Below are 19,230 nucleotides of genomic sequence, written 5' to 3'. Positions count from 1 at the left end.
TATGACTATAGAGTACCAAGAACTCAGTGTTCATGGTGTTTTTAGTATATAGAGACTAACATGCTAAAACGGTATTTCTTTGATGTGACTCTCGTAATTCGATTAATAAGAAGTCAGGATTTCCTTTTTTAGAAACGCAAATTTCCTGTCAGTGGAAGTGAACTTTGTTCAGTAATATATTCTTGTTTAGTAATATTTGGATTGCACATAAAAAATCATCCTATATAGGTTTGTGCACTTTTTTTTTACAAGATAGAATGAATTTTTATATTTATTTTTAAAAATATATTCTTATCACTGTTGATTTTTAAAAGAAGAATGATTGTAGTGAAAGGCGGCGACTCCAGTGGGAAAAGCGAGGCCAGGTGAGACCCCGCAGGCGCTTGCGAGGAGGCTCACGGACCGCCCACGGAAAGCGTCCGCCTGTAACGGAAATCAGTAGACTTAAATAGAAGGCTTTCTTATAAAGGACCGGGCCAACTTTGCCCGGTTTTTCTTATATCTTAAAGTTCATTTTAATAATTCCTGCTTCTTTAGCTGTTGTAAAAACTATTACAATTAATGGTCCAATTAATAAGCCTAAAAAGCCGAAAACTTGTAACCCTATAAACATCGCAATTAATGTAGCTAAAGCAGATAAACCAATCTGTGAACCCATCAATTTTGGTTCAACTGAACGTCTAATAATTAGTAAAACAAGTGCTAAGATAGCTAACTTTGTTCCCAAAGCAATGTCACCCGTTGCAAATTGATACAATGACCAAGGTCCAACTATTGCTATAGAACCTAGTATAGGAATAATATCAACAATCCAAATAACAATAGACATAACTATTGCATACTCAGGTGCAATAAATAACAAGCCGATAAAACTAGCCACCAAAATAAATAAACTTGCAAGTAATTGTGCTTTCATGAAACCAAATGTGACAGAATTCAAACGTGAAGTCATAAAACGAACTTTCTCTGCAGTAGCTGGTGTTAAATGTCTAAATACCATTTTCTTTAAATTCGTAAGATCTAACATAAATAAGAACAATGTAATTATGTATACGATAAAACTAACTAAAAAATTTGGGATTTTTGATAATAAGCTACTAATACTCTCATAGCTAACAAAGCCTAACACTGCTTTTTGCATAACTGCTAAAAACCGATTAAATTCTTTATCGATTGAAGATACGACTTCGATTGGCATTCCTTGGGTATAGCTAAATAATTTACTTTGGTAATTCATCCAAGAAAGTGATAAGGTATTAAAATACTCTGGTGCAACCTTAGTTAATTGAATGATTTGTCCAATTAATTGAGTAATTGTGAAATATAAGATAGCTGAAATGAGTAACAAAAATAAAATAAAAACCGTGATGACCGCTGATTTTCGGGGCCATTTAAACTTTTCTTTACTCCACTTTACAATTGGTTCAAGTAAAAAAGCTGTCAATAACGCTAATATAATTGGCACTGAAAGAGGGAGTACAAAGATAATAAAGATAATAAATAGTGAGATTAGTAATGTAATGATTAATAACTTTTTTGTGAACAACTTTGGCACTCGCAACACCTTCACTTCCCGATACTATAAGTATAGACAATTTCTTGACTTTTGAAAAGAAATTGAAAAACGCCGAAGAAAGAAGCTTCTTCGGCGTACTTATTATTCGTGAATTTCAAATGCAGTTACATCTTTTTTTACTGCAGTTAACGTTTGTTGGCATGATTTTACTAAATGTGCTGGGAAGACTTCTTCATCTCCATATTCGATTCCATGTGGGTAGTAATGTTTGCCTATAACAGGCTTCATTAATTTGATAATCGCATCGTGTGCGCCAACATCGCCATCATTTGTAAAACCAGAAATACGTAAGTAGAATGTACCTTCTTTAATTTCAAATTTTTTATCATATGTTACACGTTCATAATCCCATTGTCCTTCACGAACTAGGCCATGATTTAACATGATTTCATCTAATAACTCTAAATCAGCTGCTGTATTTTCAATTCCAGTGTTTTCGAAATACATGGGTTATTCCTCCTTTTACATACATTAACTAAGTCTAGCGTTCCATTTTATAATAGTGTAATTTCTTGTTTGTTGCAATGACAACATTGTGTCAAAATGAGTTACACTATATATACACATTCATGATTTTCATTGTTAGGAGATGTCTAATTGAAAGTATTGATTCGAATTTTAATATTTTTAGCAATTATTTTAACGGTCATCTTTTATTCAGATCCAACTATTCAAGAAAATGATTTACTAGAAGCTCCTGATTCAACAGGCCAGGCGTTGCCACAAGAAAACTTGTTGCCGCCATCTTTTAAAGACACTATATCACGACCAGAAACAGGACTATCTACTCTTGTAGGTCAAAATACAAAAAAAATGGTGGAATTATTTGGTGAACCTAACCGAATTGAGCCATCTGCTTTTGGCTATGATTGGTGGGTATACAATAGTTCGCTAAGTAGTTATATGTTGGTTGGTGTAAATAGTAATGATGATATTAACCAGGTATATATTGCAGGAGAAAACCTAGATGCTGCCCCATATCAAGTAGGACAATCAATTGAAGATTTATATCGATTTACTATTATTGAATCTGAAGTATCTGTAACAATCGAATCAAGTGTTTATACTTTTACTATTAATGAATTAGATACGAGAAATCGCTTACTTGTAGAGTTTGAAGGATTATTCGCGCAAATCTATGTGGATACTCAAGATGGTGAAGTTGAAGCAATTCGTTTTACTGACCCTCACACTTTAGTACTACATCAACCTTATGAAATGACTTATAAAGGAGATTATTTGGCACCGATTGTTCCTTCAACGAATATGCAGAACTTAATTAATGAATCAAGTGAGCGTCAAATTTTTGAGTTAACAAATGTCTATAGAGCAAGACATTCTAGTCCTACCTTGTTAGAAAGCAAAGCTTTACGATTAGTGGCTAGAAAACACAGTGAAGATATGGCAATGTCAAATTATTTTTCACATGAGTCTCCAGATTACGGAGACTTAGAAAATCGTTTGGAAGAAGCACAGATCGAGTATGAAAATGCTGCTGAAAACATTGCATCAAAATATTATGATTCAGCAGAAGTAGTGCATAGTTTGTTTAATTCAACAGTTCACCGAGAAGTGTTATTGCGGAAAGACTTTACACATCTAGGTGTAGGTGCATTTGCTAATTATTATACCCAAAACTTTATTAAGCAACAAAGTTATAGTGAATAAAAATTAATTTTTGGAGGAATTAATCCAAGTTCCTTCTTCATTAGATCCAAATGGACGAATATTCAGTGGAATGTGGTGTTTTGCAGCCATTTCCACTGCTTTTTTTTGTAAAATCGGATGTTTTGACGTCTCACATATAGACTGAAGCTCTTTATAGGAGAGTTGTGCTATTTTCTGTGGGTTTGCAGAGTTTTTGGGATCATCTGACATTACACCAGGTACATCTTTATAAAACTCAACTGCCTCAGCTCCAAATAAAGAAGCTAAAACGACTGCTGTTAAATCACTACCTCCTCGACCAAGTGTTGTAAAACGATGGTCTGTTGTCATTCCTTGGAATCCTGGAACTATGACACATGATACATGTTGAAATAATTCTTCTATTGCAATTTTAGATGTTTTTATAATCGAAGCATCCCCAAAATTATCGTCTGTAAAAATTCCTGACTGTAATCCGTATGCTAAATGACAAGGAATTTGTTTTTTTAAACATTCAGCCGCCAATACGGATGAAGAGAGTAACTCTCCACAAATTGCAGCTACATCTTTAGCTTCTGGGGCTAATTGAAATGCGTCAGTTATTTGAATCAACGTATCAGTTGAATAAGGATCTCCAAGACGCCCCATTGCCGATACCACTACCAAAACCGAATTATGTTTTATTAAACCTTCTTGTATATGTCGAACACATATTTGACGTGATGCTTCATCTTTCATCGCAATGCCTCCGAATTTCTGGACAATCATTAAACCCGCTCCTTATTATCATGAGTGACATTTACCTGCAATATTACATACGATGAAGTTACCTTGACTTTAATGTATTCCATCAATTTCATTTTGTGTAGGAGGGGTACAATGACTTTTGTCATTGCTGAATTGTTAAAAGACTGGCCGTGTACGTGGTTGCAAGGTTCAATTAATGAATTGATTAAAGGTGTTAAAGATGATTCGAGAGATGTTCAAGTAGGAGATGTCTTTGTAGTAATTAAAGGGAGACGTGCTAACGGAGCTATTTATATAGACGAGGCAATACAAAACGGAGCCGTTTGTATTATTTCGGAAGAGAGAGAAGATAGTAAGGTTTGTCCTGATGTGGCTTTTGGGATTGTGCCAAACACGCGTAGTTTTCTATCACACGCGTCTTCCCGTATCAATGGTAATCCCTCAGAACAGTTACATGTTGTGGCAGTGACAGGTACAAATGGGAAGACTACGGTAAGCCATTTAATTGGTCAAATTCTCACATTTCTTGGCTATAGAACTGCAGTGATTGGGACTCTTGGGCTGTTTATTAATGGTGAAAAAGTGATAGAAAACGTACCATCTCTCACTACGTGGTCTGCACCTCAACTCCACAAAACATTTGCCAGGCTCTTGAAGATGAATGTAACACACGTAATTATTGAAGCTTCTTCAATGGGGTTAGCGCAACATCGATTGGATCATTGTTCAATTCAACAAGGCGTCTTTTTAAATATTGGTCATGACCATTTAGAAGATCACGAAGGAATAGAAGCGTATAAAAAAGCAAAATGTAGATTAATAGATTTAGGGAATAAAATTGTAATAAATCAAGATGATCCATTTTGGCTTGAAGTAGGAAAAAAATGTGTCAAGGAACTTACATGGTTTGGAAAACACCATGTAATATTAGAAGAATTAAAGACGTCATCGATGAACTTGAAAATAAAGGATGAAGAGAAAGATTATTTTATCAAAGTAGGTTTTTCTGGCACGTATAATACCTCAAATATTGCTGCTGCAATATCAACTGTTCGACAAATGGGTATTCCAATGAATGTCATTGCTCCATCTCTGCCATTATTAACTTTACCTTCTGGTAGATTCCAATTCATCCTCAATCAGCCATTTCAAGTTGTCATTGATTATGCACATACACCAGAAGCTTTACTGCATTTCCTTTCTTCAGCAGCACAAATTACAGAAGGTAGATTACTTGTCGTATTTGGTTGTGGAGGAGACCGTGATCAATTGAAACGTAGTGAAATGGGAAGAATCGCTGCATCTTACGGGGATTTCTTGTGGGTGACATCAGATAATCCACGGACTGAGGATCCAATAAAAATCTGTCAAGAAATTATAGAAGATTTACCGGATTCTACTAGTATTTCTACTAGTATTCATATCGAAGTAGATCGGGCAAAGGCAATAGAACAAGCACTTCAATGTTGTCAACCTGGTGATTTACTATGTATAGCGGGAAAAGGTCACGAGTGTACACAACATATCGGTGACCAAATTTTACCATTTTCTGATGAAGAAATGGTTAATAAAGTACTATTGTCACTTACTCGGAATAACGAAAAATGAGCCTGTCCCAATAGCAATAAGTCTACCTAGATGATCCTTGATTTCTCCAGTCAACACGATTGTTTGTCGACCTTTATGAGATAAAGTTACTTGCGCATGTATATGACCACCAGCAGCTGCAGGTGCTACGTAATTTATAGATAAGTTCGTTGTTACAGATGCAAACCCTACAGGTAGTGAATGGTTTGCAAGGATACCCATTGCCGTATCTAACAGTACAGCTAATATTCCGCCATGTGGGATATTGAGTGTATTGTGAATATAAGGGGTATTTGGAATTGAAACCCTACAGTAATCAGCAGTTAATGTTCGTTCCATATGCAATCCAGCACTTAAATACGTAGTCATTTCGTTAGACTGCTTTTTCTCAAAGCCGTTCATCCATTGAGACAATATAGCTAAATCTTCGTTTGATGCACGGTCGACAATATTCTGAAATTGAGTAAATAGTTGAGCTTTCATTTAATTTCTCCTAACTTTTAGTAAATACAGGTCTTTTAATTTTAGCGTCCAATCTGTTATGATAAGAACAGATTGGGGGGATTTATGATGATGATGACATTAGAATGGGCAAACATCATGGATGAAGGAGATAGTTTGACAAAGATGATCTTATCCTCCAAACAAGCGGAAAGATTTAAAGAAGCTTATTTTGATGTCTATACAGATGATCTATTAAAAAGGCAAATCTCTTCGTTTACTCGTTTAAAAGAACAGTATGAAGATGTTCAACGCTTCGGAAAGTATCATCCAGACTATAAAATAGTGATGAAATCTATTCGTGTACAAAAACGCGAACTTGATATGAATGAACGCGTTGCAACATTAAAAATAGCTGAAAATGATTTACAAGATTTATTAGATGAAGTCAGCTTACTAATAGGTAAAACCGTTTCTGAGTCTGTCAAAGTCCCAGTAAGTAATCCGTTTTTTGCAGCTGAATCTTCATCTTCTTGTAGCACTGGAAGTTGTGGCACTGGTGGTTCTTGTGGGTGTTCAGCTTAATAATAAAAGGATGTGTTTTATAAACACATCCTTTTTCTTATGCATTTTTGTCAATTAGAAGAGAGACTGCTAAATCTGGTCTATCTGTAATAATTCCTTTAGCACCTGATTGCAAAAGTCTTTCCATCGTTTGTAAGTCATTAATTGTCCAGTAATGAACAGGTATATTTAAGTTGGACAAGAATTGAATAAATCCTTCGCCGTCAAGTGGAAAAATGCTAGATTTTACAGGTATTTGTACAACGTCTGTGCGAGGATGATACAAATGTTTAAATTGGCTTGTAAAGGCAGAATAGGCTTTACGAACTTCATTTTCACCTGCTCCTAAAGCGACAGAATTTTGTGCATAGAGGTTAAAGCGATCGATTTGTTCATCATGAAAACTTGTAACGACAACGCGGTTGTGAACTCCAAGCTCTTCAATCAAGCGCCATAATTTTGAAGGAATCAAACTTCCTTCATATGTTTCAGGTGAGTCTTTCATATCAATATTAATTAGCATGTGAGGAAACTCTTCAAATAATTCACGTAGCAAAACGATTGTTTCACCTTTACTACGATACTCGTATTCTTTTTGATCGTTTAAAAAATGATAACCAAGATCAAAAGCTTTTAATTCAGATAGTGTCATATCAGCAATGCGACCTTCACCGTCAGTAGTACGGTTTATATATTCATCATGAAAAACAACGATTTCCTCATCTTTTGTAAGACGAATATCTATTTCAAATCCATGAACACCAAGTCCTGCTGCTTTTTTAAATGCGCTCATTGAATTTTCAGGTGCAATTAAAGATCCACCACGATGAGCTAAAATAATTGGGTGATCGTACTTTAGTGCTTCTTTATCAGGTCGTTTTTGAGGTTTTGAGAGGGCTTTTGAGCCTGCCCAAGCAGCAGCACTGGCTGCGGCGATTGCAATTGCTACTTTCGTTTTCTTCCCCATGCTTTTTCCCCCTAATGCAAACTTGCTTTTATTATTATACTATTTTCTTATAAGAAAACCCATCTTTTTAGGATGATAGTCTCACCCCTACTAATATTCTCATTGTAGGCCTAAAAGAAGGTAATCTGATTGTTTCTCTGGGTATAATGAATTAAAGGGTGATTCATTATACAAAAACCGCCACTCAAGCAAACTTAAATTTAGGTGCCCATTAGTTAGGTCTAAATGGATATCAACTGAGTACACTGAACTTATATATCTAACTCTTTGTCATGAGTGAAGATTCGAAAAATAGTACCCGATACCATAAACCTTGGATGGTTGCTAACGTTTTCTATCATATGGTATTCTTTTAAGTAAGAAAAGAGGGAACACGCATGAATGATCGACAAGGACTAATTGTTTATGTACACCACTTAAAACAAGCAAAATCTTTAAGGAAATATGGTCATGTTCAATTCATTTCTAGGAAGTTAAAATATGTCGTAATGTATTGCGATCTTGATCAAATTGAAGTGATATCAACGAAAATCCAAAAACTTCCTTTTGTGAAAGAAGTCAGCCCGTCCTATCGTCCGTTTGTCAAAACTGAGTATGAAAATTCAAAACCAGACAAAGCGAAGGAATACGACTATAAAACAGGCTTATAAGTTATCTTAGAGGTGGCAATATATAGTGTAATCTAAATATCCCGGTTAAATATTGATGATATAATGCGGGTTCTGCAAAGTGAGAAGAATGCTTAACTTCAAGACGGTGTGGGGAATAATTTCTTTCCTTCAGCGTCTTTTCAATTAATTGGATTCGTTTACTCGTTTTTTCATCGGTATATTCGATGCCTTCACGACAAAAGTAAATAGGCATGAATTTACTGTCACTTACTGGTTTTAATATAAGAGCCACACTAAATTTTTTGACGGCATTAAATTCAGATGTGAAAATACATACATGATGAAAACGGTCTTCATTCGTTTTTAGTAATTCTACCCATTCATAAATATCACTATAACCTTCTCCAAGTTCAATAAAACGTTGAATCATAAGAATGCACACCCTTTCCATAGTCATCTTATCACGGAGTGAGCAATGAAGCATTTGAAAAATTTTGGGCAAGTTAATTTGTAAAATTAATGTTATTTAGGTAAGGAGGAATTTCATGCGAGTAATATCCGGTACGCGAAGAGGTCTCTCTTTAAAAGCAGTACCTGGGTCTGATACACGACCAACAACAGATAAGGTTAAAGAATCAATATTCAATATAATCGGACCTTATTTTGAGGGTGGACTAGCTGTAGATTTGTTTGCAGGAAGTGGAGGGCTTGGAATTGAATCTATCAGTCGTGGTATTGACAGATGTATTTTTATTGAGAAAAACCCTCGAGCTATTCCTATCATTTATGAAAATTTAAAAAAATGTAATCTTGAAGAGTATGCAGAAGTCTATAAAGCAGATGCTACTCGAGCAATCAAATCCTTAGAAAAAAGAAAAGTTCAAATCGATTTATTGTTTTTAGATCCACCTTATGAAAAAGTAGGCTATTATGAATTAATTGACCAGTTTATTGATAAAAACTTGTTGACTAAAAATGCTATTATCTTATGTGAACACGAAAAAGGGGTAGACTTGAAAGATAAATACGGATCATTTATTGTCACTAAAAAAGAAACATATGGTAGTACCATTATCTCGATTTATCAACAGGAAGAAGGAGAACGCTATGACTAAGATTGCAGTAGTGCCAGGAAGTTTTGATCCCATAACATTTGGACATTTGGACATTATTAGTCGAGGTGCTTCAGTATTTGATGAAATTCATGTAGTCGTGTTAAATAACTCAACTAAGAAATCGTTATTTACGCTTGAAGAACGAATGGCTTTAATAAGCCAAGTTACATCAACATTACCAAATGTTAAGGTGGATACTTTTTCAGGTTTACTCGTTGAATATGCCAAAAGTGTCAATGCTCATGCCATTATTCGTGGGTTACGTGCTGTTTCAGATTTTGAATATGAAATGCAAATTACGTCAATGAATAGGGTTCTTGATAAAAGTATTGAAACTTTTTTTATCATGACAAATAATCAGTATTCTTTCCTGAGTTCAAGTATTGTAAAAGAAGTAGCCAAATATGGTGGAGATATTTCTGAGCTCGTACCTAAACAAGTGGAAGATGCCTTAAAATTAAAATTTGATAAGTCTTAATGCCGTATGATTTTTTAAAAAGGCACTGTAATAAGAATATCTTTTATTAAATATTTCCTATTACTAGATCAAGGGCCAATTTGGAGGATTATTTTAAGTATCTAGTATTGATTTACATTCTTCCATTTTGGTATGGAGCTTAATTGCAATGGTTTTAAAAGGGAAGCTCTCTTAGAGGTTCTAAAGCCCTTTGTCACTTTAATGAACTTTGGTATTGAGAACACTAATTGGATAGTTCTACGGCCACTCAGTGACCATTTACGAGGTAAAAAAGAAATGTTCATCTCTAATTCTTTTAACATAAGTGTCGACGAGCTAAAAGGCACTTTTCAAGTGCCCTTATTAACCAGCTGTTTATAAGCACAGACAAAAACTGTCGACGAATTGGCATTTCCAATAATACTTATAAAAAAAGAGAACTTATACCTACAAATAAAAGAAAATGGATTAAACGATATAGTACATAAGGTTTTAAAGAGAGTTTGGCTGATTTAGCCAACACCATGATTTGCATATGTATACTTAAACCATTGAAGGAGAGAATGGATACTGCTAAAAGAGGGAACAATGCTTCCGCTTGAAATAATTGGTGTGCTATTTCTAACCCAGCTGTCATTTCAAAAAAAGAATATATAAAAACAGTTATTTGGTTTGGGATTGCATCAAAGATATATACGATACTCTCCCTAATTACAGTACTAATTGTTGTGAAAAATACCATAGTAGTTGCAACTAAAAGTAAAATAGAAGCAGTTTGATGAATACCTTCACTAAAAGAAGAAGTATTCGAATTTGTTAATTGCTCATTTTTACTAATAGTAGGCATGGGTATAAATATATGGAGAATTATTAGAAACAAAAGATTGATACTATGTATTATTACCATCAGTACCATACCCGTACTGACGGATGATAGAAATTGACTGCCAACAACACCTACTACAAACATTGGGTTAGGTGCATGACATATCCCAAGTAAGTGACTTGCATGGCGTTTATTAATCATGCTCGATTGTGCAAGAGTTGAGATAGTTGCAGCGCCTGTTGGAAACCCCCCAAAAGCACCTATTGCATAAATTTTCATGCTATTACCCACATGAGTTTGCCACTTATTTTTTTTATAAAGTTCATACAAAAGCCATTGAGAAACAACTAAATAAGGCAATAAATAGGGTAATAAGCGCTTTGAGAAAACTTCCAATCCTAGTTGGGCTCCTTGATGGGCAATCCCTGGCATAAAGATAAACAATGCCATGAGAATACTACAAATGATTAGTGTAATCTTGTGAAGCATGTAAACTCCCCGTTTCAACCGTTTTGTCAGAAGCAAAGTGAAAGTGCTAAACTATGTATATGCAAAAAGAACGCTTGTCATCATGGAGGTGAGTAAACATGCAAAAGAAAAGTGCAATTAGTTTTTTATTGATTTGTATTTTTTTAGTAGGAGCCACATTTTACCCTATCGATGTTTACATAACTAAACCTGGGGGTGCTTATCCTTTAGAACCGCTTGTAAACATAGAAGGCGGAGATGAAGATGATAAGGGATCTATGAATTTAATGACTATTGCTTTAGCGAAAGGTACTGCACTTAGTTATGTATGGGCAAATTTTTCCGATCATCAAAAAATATTACAAACAAATCAAGTGAGAAATCCCGATGAAGATGAAAATGAGTATAATGTTAGACAACTTCACCTCATGTCACAATCACAATTTAATGCAATTCAAGTTGCATTTGAAAAAGCAGGAAAACCATATGAAGTGGTCGTTAAAGGTGTGTTTATATTAAATGTTTTACCAGACGGGGCTGCTGAAGGGTTGCTTGAAGCTGGAGATAGGATTTTACAAATTGATGAGATTGAAAGTGATGACCAAGAAAAATTAATTGATTATTTAAAGGATAAGAAATTAGGAGAGGTTGTTACATTAAAAGTAGAGCGTAACGAAAAAGTAGAGATAATTGACGTTGAGTTAAAACAAATCCCTAATCAAGAAAATAGAGCAGGTCTTGGCATTTCATTTACAGAGGATTTAGAGATAATTACTTCGCCAAAAGTGAACATTAGATCAGACGAAATTGGTGGTCCTTCAGCAGGGTTAATGTTTACATTAGAAATTCTAAATCAGTTAATGGGTGAAGATTTATCCAAAGGCTATAGTGTTGGTGGAACAGGTACTATGAAAAATACAGGAGAAGTTGGTCGTATAGGGGGTATCGAATTAAAAGTAGTTGCTGCAGATAAAGCTGGCATCGATGTTTTCTTTGCACCTGATGATTTGTTACCAGAGGAAGTTTTAGAAAATAATCCATCTTTACGCTCAAATTATTTAGATGCGAAAGAGTCTGCAGAAAAAATAGGCACGAAGATGAAAATCGTGCCCGTCAAAACCGTAGAGGATGCTCTAACTTATTTAGAAAGTCTTGAACCTAAAAACAATTAAAGAATAATGGGTGGTTTTCGGTAGTCTAGACCAGTCGGTTGCGTAATCTTGGATGATTGAAGCCCCAATTGATATAAATCTGTTGCACGTATATCAAAATCTAATAATGAGTCCTTCGTTGCCGCTACTCGACTAACGAGAGGCAATGAAAGATTTTTTTTATTCTGGTTAAGATATTTTTGTCCATTTTGTGTCATGCCGAGAACACGTAGATAAGTTGGATTTTGATGTGATCTTAATTCTTCCCAAGTAAATCCAGTGTATATATGGGTAAGCATACGCTGAATGCGTGTCCACGTGTACCGTTTTGATTTTACTCGTTTCATAAAAACTTCAAATGTTTCACTTTGACTTGCTGCTTCATATATTAAGTGCTCTATTCCTTCAGTCACTTCTGCATAAGTCGCAAGCTCTTTTAAGGAAGAGCGAATGATAGTAAATCTTAGGATTGGCCAAAACTGTTGCCAGCTGCCAAATACACCGATTGAGTTTTTCCACTTGAGTAACTCATTAAGGGAAGATTGAGGCATGAAGTTTCTTAATGATTCAATTGACCCGCTATCGAAAATAGCCTTACGAATGCCCGTAGCGCTTGCGATTGATTGGTTTTGGTCTATATCATCATGATAGTTAGCTACAATACGTTGGAGGGTAACAGGCTTTATATTTGCATTCATTTGATTTGCAGCTTCTAAGTAATGATAGCCCAGAATATTGTTTGGTTTCGATAAATCTACTAACTCAAGCTTATTATTTTTAGTTACCTCAGCGTATGCTTCATTCAACGCTTTTGGATAACTTAATCCAAGTTTCATGTATTGTTTAATCAAACTTTGGTAAAACTCTTGTTGTGAAGTAAGAACTTCATAAGTGTGATAAAAGGGTTCAATCGTTCCGACTTCGCTACCAAAACAAAAAGAATCACACCCAAGGGCCTCGAGTAACTCAATAGACCCTCGAGCAAAGTCACTCGCTTGAGCAGTGGCAAATACATATGGAAGTTCGATTACGAGATCCACTCCAGCCTTTAAGGCCATATCAGTTCTTGTCCATTTGTTAACTAGAGCAGGTTCTCCTCGTTGTAAAAAGTTACCACTCATTACAGCGATAATAACATCTGCAGTTGTTTTTTTTCGTGATTCTTTGATATGATATAAGTGTCCGTTATGAAATGGATTATGTTCGACGACTATACCAGTTGCTTTCATATTTGTGACCCCCTTGTATTGTTATCATTATACGGGTCAAAAAAAGTAGTGACAAGAAATTATCTTGACATCTAATTTCTAACATTATATAATCAACTTTGTTGTCTTGAGGTGAAAGCGAATGAAATGGGCCATTCATCAACTATCTAAGTATCGCAATAACGGTATGCCGATTGATGAAATAATTCAATTGGATGAAGTAATGAAACGTAACCCGGACATCCGGAAGATTTCACCCGTGCATGTAAAAGGGCACTGTACATTTGGTGCAGCGCAAATGACTTGTCATTTTCAACTGACAGGCACCCTAACTTTACCATGTGCTCGCACGTGGGAAGATGTTGAGTATCCGTTTGATATTCAAGCCGATGAGCTTTTTAGTTGGTCAGAAACACCAAAGGAAGACGTTGGAGAAATTAGTTATTTAGAAGGCGATGTAGTAAATGTTGACCCTCTATTTGAAGAATTAATCTTAGTCGAAATCCCGATACAAGTGTTTAAGGAAAATACTGAAAACTTACCGATTCTTGGTGGTAAAAACTGGTCGTACTCAACGGATGAGGAATTGTCTGTAAAAGAAGAGAATGAACATAAAAAATTAGATCCTAGACTTGCTGATTTAGCTAAGTATTTTGATCGAACAGACGAATAACGATCTGTAAGGAGGTGTCACCAATGGCTGTACCGGCTAGAAGAACTTCTAAAACCGCAAAAAGAAAACGTCGTACTCATTTCAAATTAGCTTTACCAGGTATGATAACTTGTCCAAACTGTAGTGAATCAAAATTGGCTCACCATGTTTGTAAATCATGTGGATATTACAAAGGGAAAGAAGTAACGAGCAAATAATTCAGTATTTGTTCTAAATACAAGGCCACCAAAGAGACCATGGCCCTTTGGTGGCCTTTCTCTATTTACAAGGAGGACCTAGAAACATGACATATACTATACATTTAGAAGATAACATTTTACAATTTACTATTAATCGGCCTAAAGTTCGTAACGCTATAAATCAAGAAGTCATGGATGGGTTAGAGCAATTAGTGTCAGCTGTACATAACGATATAACTATTAAATTTGTAATTATCACGGGTGAAGGGAATGAAGTATTTTGTTCAGGCGGAGATTTGTCTATCTTTCATAAATTCCGGACTGCACAAGACGCTTTTCCGATGCTTGATCGAATGGCGAATATCTTATATAATATCGCAACCCTACCAGTTCCTGTGATTGCACTAGTAAATGGTCATGCTGTTGGTGGTGGCTGTGAAATTGCTACCGCTTGTGACTTCCGTTTAGTTTCTTCACATGCGAAGTGCGGTTTTATACAAGGGTCACTTGCCATAACAAGTGGTTGGGGTGGTGGGACATATTTAGTTGAAAAACTAGCGAGGCAAGATGATGCTATGCTCATGTTATGTACTGCAAAACCACTTGATGCAACTGCCTTGGAAGCCAACGGGTGGGCAACCAAAGTATATAAAGATGACAAAGAACATGAATTACAATTGTTTTTGTGTGAGATGAAACAAGTAGAAGCATCTGTCCATCGTGCCTATAAACAAATACAGATACGTAAATGGGCTGGACAAAAACTATTTGATCAAATTAAAGAGGAAGTTAAAGCATGTGCAGTTCTTTGGGAAGCTGAAGTTCATCATGAGGCTGTCCAAAAATTTTTAACGAAACAAAAATAACTTCTATTACTTTTTCTTCGCGCATATAGTAGAAAAAACGCGAGGTGAAGAGGATATGACTGAAGTGAAAAGAAAAGATCAATGGACTTCTGAAGATGACCATAAATTAGCTTCTACTGTATTGGAAATAGTGAAAAGTGGGGGCACTCAAATTTATGCTTTTGAAGTCGCTGCTGAAAAACTATCTCGTACAAAACAAGCTTGTGGATTTAGATGGAATAAGACATTAAGACACACATATGGACAAGACTTAAATCATGCGAAACAGAAGTACCAACATCCAATGCATACACACTTAAAACAAGCGATGTCAAGTTATGATGAATTATTGGAAGCACATAATAGACTGCAAAAGGAACATGCACAATTAAAAACATTTGTTCAGCAGGTGCAACGAGTTTGTTTAGATAACCCGTTGATTCAACAGAAAAGTTAAATTTAAAAAGGCTGTATCCTTTAGGAGATAATCTTAAAAGAGGCAGCTTATTTTTTTTATTTTTTGTAGTTTGAATATTTCTTCAACAAAAAGTTGGAATCGTTTTCAATTATCGTTTAAACTAAGAGTGATGGGGATTCATGTTTTAACAACTAGGGGGATAAGTAATGCGAAAAGTACTAATTGCAAACAGGGGAGAAATTGCACGACGAATTATAGAAACGTGTAAAAAGTTACATATCGAAACAGTAGCAATTTATTCAGAAGCAGATGTTAATTTACCTTACGTAAAAGAAGCTGACTCAGCATTTCTAATTGGTCCAAACCAAGTTCAGCAATCGTATTTAAAAGTAGATGATATTATAGCATTAGCTAAGCGTGAAGGAGTTGACGCTATCCATCCAGGTTACGGTCTGCTTTCAGAAAATGCCGATTTCGCACGTAAAATTGAAGAAGCAGGTATGATTTTTATTGGTCCGACGCCGGAGACCATTGAAACTATGGGAGATAAAATTGGTTCTCGCCAAACAATGAAAGCAGCAGGTGTGCCCGTGGTGCCTGGTACTGATGAGGGTGTACAAACCCTAGAAGATGCTATTGAAGAAGCACTGCAAATCGGATACCCAGTAATGCTAAAAGCTAGTAGTGGTGGAGGCGGGATTGGTATGATTCGCTGTGATAATGAACAAGCGCTCAGTCAGAACTTTGTCTCCGTTAAAACACGCGCAAAAGCGTATTTTGGTGATGATGTAGTCTTTTTAGAAAAATATATTTCAGACGGTCGTCACATAGAAGTTCAAATATTCGGTGATACCCATGGTAATATCGTTCATTTATTTGAACGTAATTGTTCTGTTCAACGACGTAATCAAAAAGTGATTGAAGAGTCACCTTCACCAAATTTCCCGCAGCATGCACGCGAACGCTTGTTACAAGCAGCGGTTGATGCCGCAAAAGCGGTAAATTATCGAAATGCAGGTACTGTTGAATTTATCGTAGACGAAGATAATCAATTCTACTTTTTAGAAATGAATACAAGACTACAAGTTGAACATCCAGTGACTGAAGCAGTAACGGGCTTTGATTTAGTAGAGTGGCAATTGCAAGTAGCTAAAGGTGAGCATCTTCCAGTGACAAACCAAGCAGACATTCAGTCGACAGGACATGCTCTTGAATTCCGTATTTATGCTGAAGATCCGAAAACGTTCTTCCCTTCACCTGGGAATATCAAAAGCTTAAATTGGGGTTCACTAAATGGTATCCGCATCGATGCTGGTTATGAAGAAGGAAATACAGTAACCCCCTTCTATGATCCAATGATTGCAAAAGTTATCGTCCAATCAGAATCAAGAGAAGAAGCGATCATAAAAGCACAAAACTTCTTTTCATCTGTTAAGATTGAAGGAATTAAAACAAATGTAGCATTGTTTCAAGAGTTTTTAGGAGCAAAAGCGTTCCAAGATGGGACATATAATACAGCTGTATTACCACAATGGCTCGACCAACAAAAAGGAGGAAAATAACATGAAACAAGTTCAATCGACAATGGCTGGAACTGTATTTAATATCGTAGTTCAAGAAGGTGAAGAAGTAACAGTAGGACAAACTGTTATGGTTTTAGAATCAATGAAAATGGAAATTCCAATAGAAACTGAAACTGCTGGTAAAATTGCAAAAGTGGATGTACAAATTGGTGATTTTGTAAATGAAGGCGATGTACTTGTAACATTTGAGTAAGAAGTATTTGGGGTAAGTGGAATGAAACAAAGGGGGCAATACAATTGACACAGAAGACAGCATACAATGAATTGTTAGAGGAAAAGTTAGCCGATATTTTCGCAGGTGGTCATCCGAAATATCATGAAAAAATGAAAGAACAAAACAAATTATTTGTTCGAGATCGTTTAGCATTGCTATTTGACGATGGAGAGTATTTAGAGGATGGACGTTTTGCAAATTGTGAGGCGGGTGATCTTCCAGCTGATGGTGTCGTTACGGCAACAGGAAAAGTTGGAGGTCAACAAGTTTGTGTGATGGCAAACGACTCAACGGTTAAAGCAGGTTCATGGGGATCTCGTACAGTTGAGAAGATTATTCGTATTCAAGAGATTGCTGAGAAAACTCGTGTACCAATGCTTTACCTAGTCGATTCTGCTGGAGCACGTATTACGGATCAATTAGATATGTTTCCAAATCGACGTGGAGCAGGTAAGATTTTCCACAATCAAGTGCGAATGTCTGGATTTGTTCCTCAAATCTGTATCTTGTTCGGTCCATCAGCTGCAGGAGGCGCTTATATCCCTGCATTTTGCGATATTGTTATTATGGTCGAAGGTAATGCCTCGATGTACTTAGGGTCACCACGTATGGCTGAAAAAGTTATTGGTGAAAAAGTGACGCTTGAAGAAATGGGTGGTGCTCGCATGCATTGCTCAGTAAGTGGATGTGGAGATGTATTAGCAACAGATGAGCAACAAGCTATTTCTGAAGCTCGCCGTTATTTAGCTTACTTCCCAGCCAACTTTACTGAAATGCCGAAAGTGATCGAGTCTAAAGCTGTGAAAGCAGGACGAACACTCGAAGCCATTATCCCCGAGAACCAAAATGCACCATTTGATATGTATGAAGCAATAGACCAATTAATTGACGAAGACTCATTCTTTGATGTCAAGAAATTATTTGCACCAGAAATTATCACAGGTCTAGCTCGAATCGAAGGTCAAGCAGTAGGAATTATTGCTAACCAACCAAAATCCAAAGGCGGAGTATTGTTTGGAGATTCTGCTGATAAAGCCGCGAAGTTTATTAATTTATGTGACGCATTTGGAATTCCGTTGCTGTTCTTAGCAGATGTACCTGGCTTTATGATTGGTACAAAAGTTGAGCGAGCTGGAATCATACGCCATGGTGCAAAATTAATTATGGCCATGAGTTCTGCTACCGTTCCAAAAATCTCAGTTATTGTACGTAAAGCATATGGTGCAGGTTTATATGCAATGGCAGGTCCAGCGTTTGAACCGGATGTATGTATCGCTTTACCTACAGCTCAAATTGCTGTGATGGGACCTGAAGCTGCTGTAAATGCTGTATTCTCAAATAAAATAGAAGCAATTGAAGATCCAAAAGAACGTTTGAAATTTGTTCAAGAAAAACATCAAGAATATAAAGAGGAAATTAACATTTACAAATTAGCTTCCGAATTGATTATTGATGAAATTGTTGCACCAAGTAGTTTACGTGATGTTCTTGGAATGCGTTTCCGTGCCTATAGTACGAAACATGTTCCTCAACCACCTCGTAAACATCCCGTATATCCCGTATAATCAATAAAAAGACTGAAGGTCTACCGTACTTAGGTAGGCCTTTTCTTAAACCATTAGAAAGCGTCCGTCTAATTCTTCATCGCTACGCTAGCTTCGAAACATGAAAGTACGTTGTAACAAAAATCCCTAGATTTATATAGACGGCTGTCTTATTCTTTAAACTGATACTTGAATCACCAGTCCTTTAATTAAAGGACTGTGCGTATTTCTCTCGGTTTTTCTTACAAAATAAGAAAGTATATAAATTTAGTGAGCCATGAATCCAGTATTCCCGGTATTTTAAGGAGTAGGTTCTAGTATGATACCGCTGATTTGCGCTCCAGGCGGACGCTTTCCACGGGGCGGGCGGCGAGCCTCCTTGGTCGCTAGCGCTCCACTGCGGGGTCTC

General features: G+C 36.2%; 22 protein-coding genes. 14 read left to right on the top strand and 8 right to left on the bottom strand.

Features of this window, described 5'->3' with window-relative positions; all coding sequences use genetic code 11:
* Positions 1-496: 496 nt before the first annotated feature.
* A complete protein-coding gene (gene ytvI / locus B371_RS0111235; RefSeq protein ID WP_019414416.1) occupies positions 497-1,555 on the bottom strand; it encodes a sporulation integral membrane protein YtvI in 1,059 nt (352 codons plus the stop codon).
* 102 nt (positions 1,556-1,657) lie between these two features.
* Positions 1,658-2,023 carry a YugN family protein gene (locus B371_RS0111230; protein ID WP_019414415.1) on the bottom strand — a complete coding sequence of 122 codons (366 nt, stop codon included), beginning with the start codon at positions 2,021-2,023 and terminating at the stop codon, positions 1,658-1,660.
* A 150-nt stretch (positions 2,024-2,173) separates the two neighbouring features.
* Between B371_RS0111230 and B371_RS0111225 the strand changes: the two genes are divergently transcribed.
* Complete coding sequence (locus tag B371_RS0111225) at positions 2,174-3,244, top strand: CAP domain-containing protein (protein WP_019414414.1); 1,071 nt, start codon at positions 2,174-2,176, stop codon at positions 3,242-3,244.
* A 3-nt stretch (positions 3,245-3,247) separates the two neighbouring features.
* On the opposite strand, the gene B371_RS0111220 is transcribed toward B371_RS0111225, so the two are convergent.
* Positions 3,248-3,991, bottom strand: coding sequence for a hypothetical protein (locus B371_RS0111220; RefSeq protein ID WP_019414413.1), 744 nt, complete (start codon positions 3,989-3,991; stop codon positions 3,248-3,250).
* 111 nt (positions 3,992-4,102) lie between these two features.
* Here B371_RS0111220 and B371_RS0111215 point away from each other — a divergent pair, with 111 nt between their 5' ends.
* Positions 4,103-5,578 carry a UDP-N-acetylmuramoyl-L-alanyl-D-glutamate--2,6-diaminopimelate ligase gene (locus tag B371_RS0111215; protein ID WP_019414412.1) on the top strand — a complete coding sequence of 492 codons (1,476 nt, stop codon included), beginning with the start codon at positions 4,103-4,105 and terminating at the stop codon, positions 5,576-5,578.
* Here the strand turns inward: B371_RS0111215 and B371_RS0111210 are convergent.
* Complete coding sequence (locus B371_RS0111210; protein ID WP_019414411.1) at positions 5,552-6,040, bottom strand: PaaI family thioesterase; 489 nt, start codon at positions 6,038-6,040, stop codon at positions 5,552-5,554. The genes B371_RS0111215 and B371_RS0111210 overlap by 27 nt on opposite strands.
* 87 nt (positions 6,041-6,127) lie before the next feature.
* Here B371_RS0111210 and B371_RS0111205 point away from each other — a divergent pair, with 87 nt between their 5' ends.
* Positions 6,128-6,583: a YlbF family regulator gene (locus B371_RS0111205; RefSeq protein WP_019414410.1), complete on the top strand. Its 456-nt coding sequence runs from the start codon at positions 6,128-6,130 to the stop codon at positions 6,581-6,583.
* Between the two features lie 37 nt (positions 6,584-6,620).
* Here B371_RS0111205 and B371_RS0111200 read toward each other — a convergent pair whose 3' ends face one another.
* Positions 6,621-7,529: a glycerophosphodiester phosphodiesterase gene (locus B371_RS0111200; protein WP_019414409.1), complete on the bottom strand. Its 909-nt coding sequence runs from the start codon at positions 7,527-7,529 to the stop codon at positions 6,621-6,623.
* A 377-nt stretch (positions 7,530-7,906) separates the two neighbouring features.
* On the opposite strand from B371_RS0111200, the gene B371_RS0111195 reads away from it, so the two are divergent.
* Positions 7,907-8,179, top strand: coding sequence for a YlbG family protein (locus B371_RS0111195; protein WP_019414408.1), 273 nt, complete (start codon positions 7,907-7,909; stop codon positions 8,177-8,179).
* 1 nt (position 8,180) lies between these two features.
* On the opposite strand, the gene B371_RS0111190 is transcribed toward B371_RS0111195, so the two are convergent.
* Positions 8,181-8,570 (bottom strand): hypothetical protein, encoded by a 390-nt coding sequence (locus tag B371_RS0111190; RefSeq protein ID WP_019414407.1) that lies wholly within the window; start codon positions 8,568-8,570, stop codon positions 8,181-8,183.
* Positions 8,571-8,685: 115 nt separating this feature from the next.
* On the opposite strand from B371_RS0111190, the gene rsmD reads away from it, so the two are divergent.
* A complete protein-coding gene (gene rsmD / locus B371_RS0111185) occupies positions 8,686-9,255 on the top strand; it encodes a 16S rRNA (guanine(966)-N(2))-methyltransferase RsmD (RefSeq protein ID WP_019414406.1) in 570 nt (189 codons plus the stop codon).
* Complete coding sequence (gene coaD, locus B371_RS0111180) at positions 9,248-9,733, top strand: pantetheine-phosphate adenylyltransferase (protein ID WP_019414405.1); 486 nt, start codon at positions 9,248-9,250, stop codon at positions 9,731-9,733. The genes rsmD and coaD overlap by 8 nt, the downstream gene beginning before the upstream one ends.
* Positions 9,734-10,136: 403 nt before the next feature.
* Here coaD and B371_RS0111175 read toward each other — a convergent pair whose 3' ends face one another.
* Positions 10,137-11,027: a hypothetical protein gene (locus B371_RS0111175; RefSeq protein ID WP_019414404.1), complete on the bottom strand. Its 891-nt coding sequence runs from the start codon at positions 11,025-11,027 to the stop codon at positions 10,137-10,139.
* Between the two features lie 98 nt (positions 11,028-11,125).
* On the opposite strand from B371_RS0111175, the gene B371_RS0111170 reads away from it, so the two are divergent.
* Positions 11,126-12,178 carry a SepM family pheromone-processing serine protease gene (locus B371_RS0111170; protein WP_019414403.1) on the top strand — a complete coding sequence of 351 codons (1,053 nt, stop codon included), beginning with the start codon at positions 11,126-11,128 and terminating at the stop codon, positions 12,176-12,178.
* Here B371_RS0111170 and B371_RS0111165 read toward each other — a convergent pair.
* Positions 12,175-13,386, bottom strand: coding sequence for a nucleotidyltransferase (locus B371_RS0111165; protein WP_019414402.1), 1,212 nt, complete (start codon positions 13,384-13,386; stop codon positions 12,175-12,177). The genes B371_RS0111170 and B371_RS0111165 overlap by 4 nt on opposite strands.
* Before the next feature lie 121 nt (positions 13,387-13,507).
* Here B371_RS0111165 and B371_RS0111160 point away from each other — a divergent pair, with 121 nt between their 5' ends.
* The 7 genes from B371_RS0111160 to B371_RS0111130 all read left to right on the top strand — a co-directional run bounded on the left by B371_RS0111160 (position 13,508) and on the right by B371_RS0111130 (position 18,842).
* Positions 13,508-14,038 carry a DUF177 domain-containing protein gene (locus B371_RS0111160; RefSeq protein WP_019414401.1) on the top strand — a complete coding sequence of 177 codons (531 nt, stop codon included), beginning with the start codon at positions 13,508-13,510 and terminating at the stop codon, positions 14,036-14,038.
* A 23-nt stretch (positions 14,039-14,061) separates the two neighbouring features.
* Positions 14,062-14,235: a 50S ribosomal protein L32 gene (gene rpmF, locus B371_RS0111155; protein WP_019414400.1), complete on the top strand. Its 174-nt coding sequence runs from the start codon at positions 14,062-14,064 to the stop codon at positions 14,233-14,235.
* An 86-nt stretch (positions 14,236-14,321) separates the two neighbouring features.
* Positions 14,322-15,083 (top strand): enoyl-CoA hydratase/isomerase family protein, encoded by a 762-nt coding sequence (locus B371_RS0111150; protein WP_019414399.1) that lies wholly within the window; start codon positions 14,322-14,324, stop codon positions 15,081-15,083.
* 55 nt (positions 15,084-15,138) lie between these two features.
* Positions 15,139-15,519, top strand: a complete 381-nt coding sequence (locus B371_RS0111145) for a hypothetical protein (RefSeq protein ID WP_019414398.1) — start codon at positions 15,139-15,141, stop codon at positions 15,517-15,519.
* 167 nt (positions 15,520-15,686) lie between these two features.
* Entirely contained in the window at positions 15,687-17,042 is a 1,356-nt protein-coding gene (locus B371_RS0111140) for an acetyl/propionyl/methylcrotonyl-CoA carboxylase subunit alpha (protein WP_019414397.1), read from the top strand.
* A gap of 1 nt (position 17,043) precedes the next feature.
* On the top strand, positions 17,044-17,256 hold the full coding sequence (locus tag B371_RS0111135) for an acetyl-CoA carboxylase biotin carboxyl carrier protein subunit (protein ID WP_019414396.1): 213 nt from the start codon (positions 17,044-17,046) through the stop codon (positions 17,254-17,256).
* Positions 17,257-17,300: 44 nt separating this feature from the next.
* Positions 17,301-18,842, top strand: a complete 1,542-nt coding sequence (locus B371_RS0111130; RefSeq protein WP_019414395.1) for an acyl-CoA carboxylase subunit beta — start codon at positions 17,301-17,303, stop codon at positions 18,840-18,842.
* Positions 18,843-19,230: the final 388 nt, after the last annotated feature.

This window comes from Paenisporosarcina sp. TG20, from assembly GCF_000286315.1.
Taxonomy (GTDB): domain Bacteria; phylum Bacillota; class Bacilli; order Bacillales_A; family Planococcaceae; genus Paenisporosarcina.
This window is presented reverse-complemented; position numbering and strand designations above follow the sequence as displayed.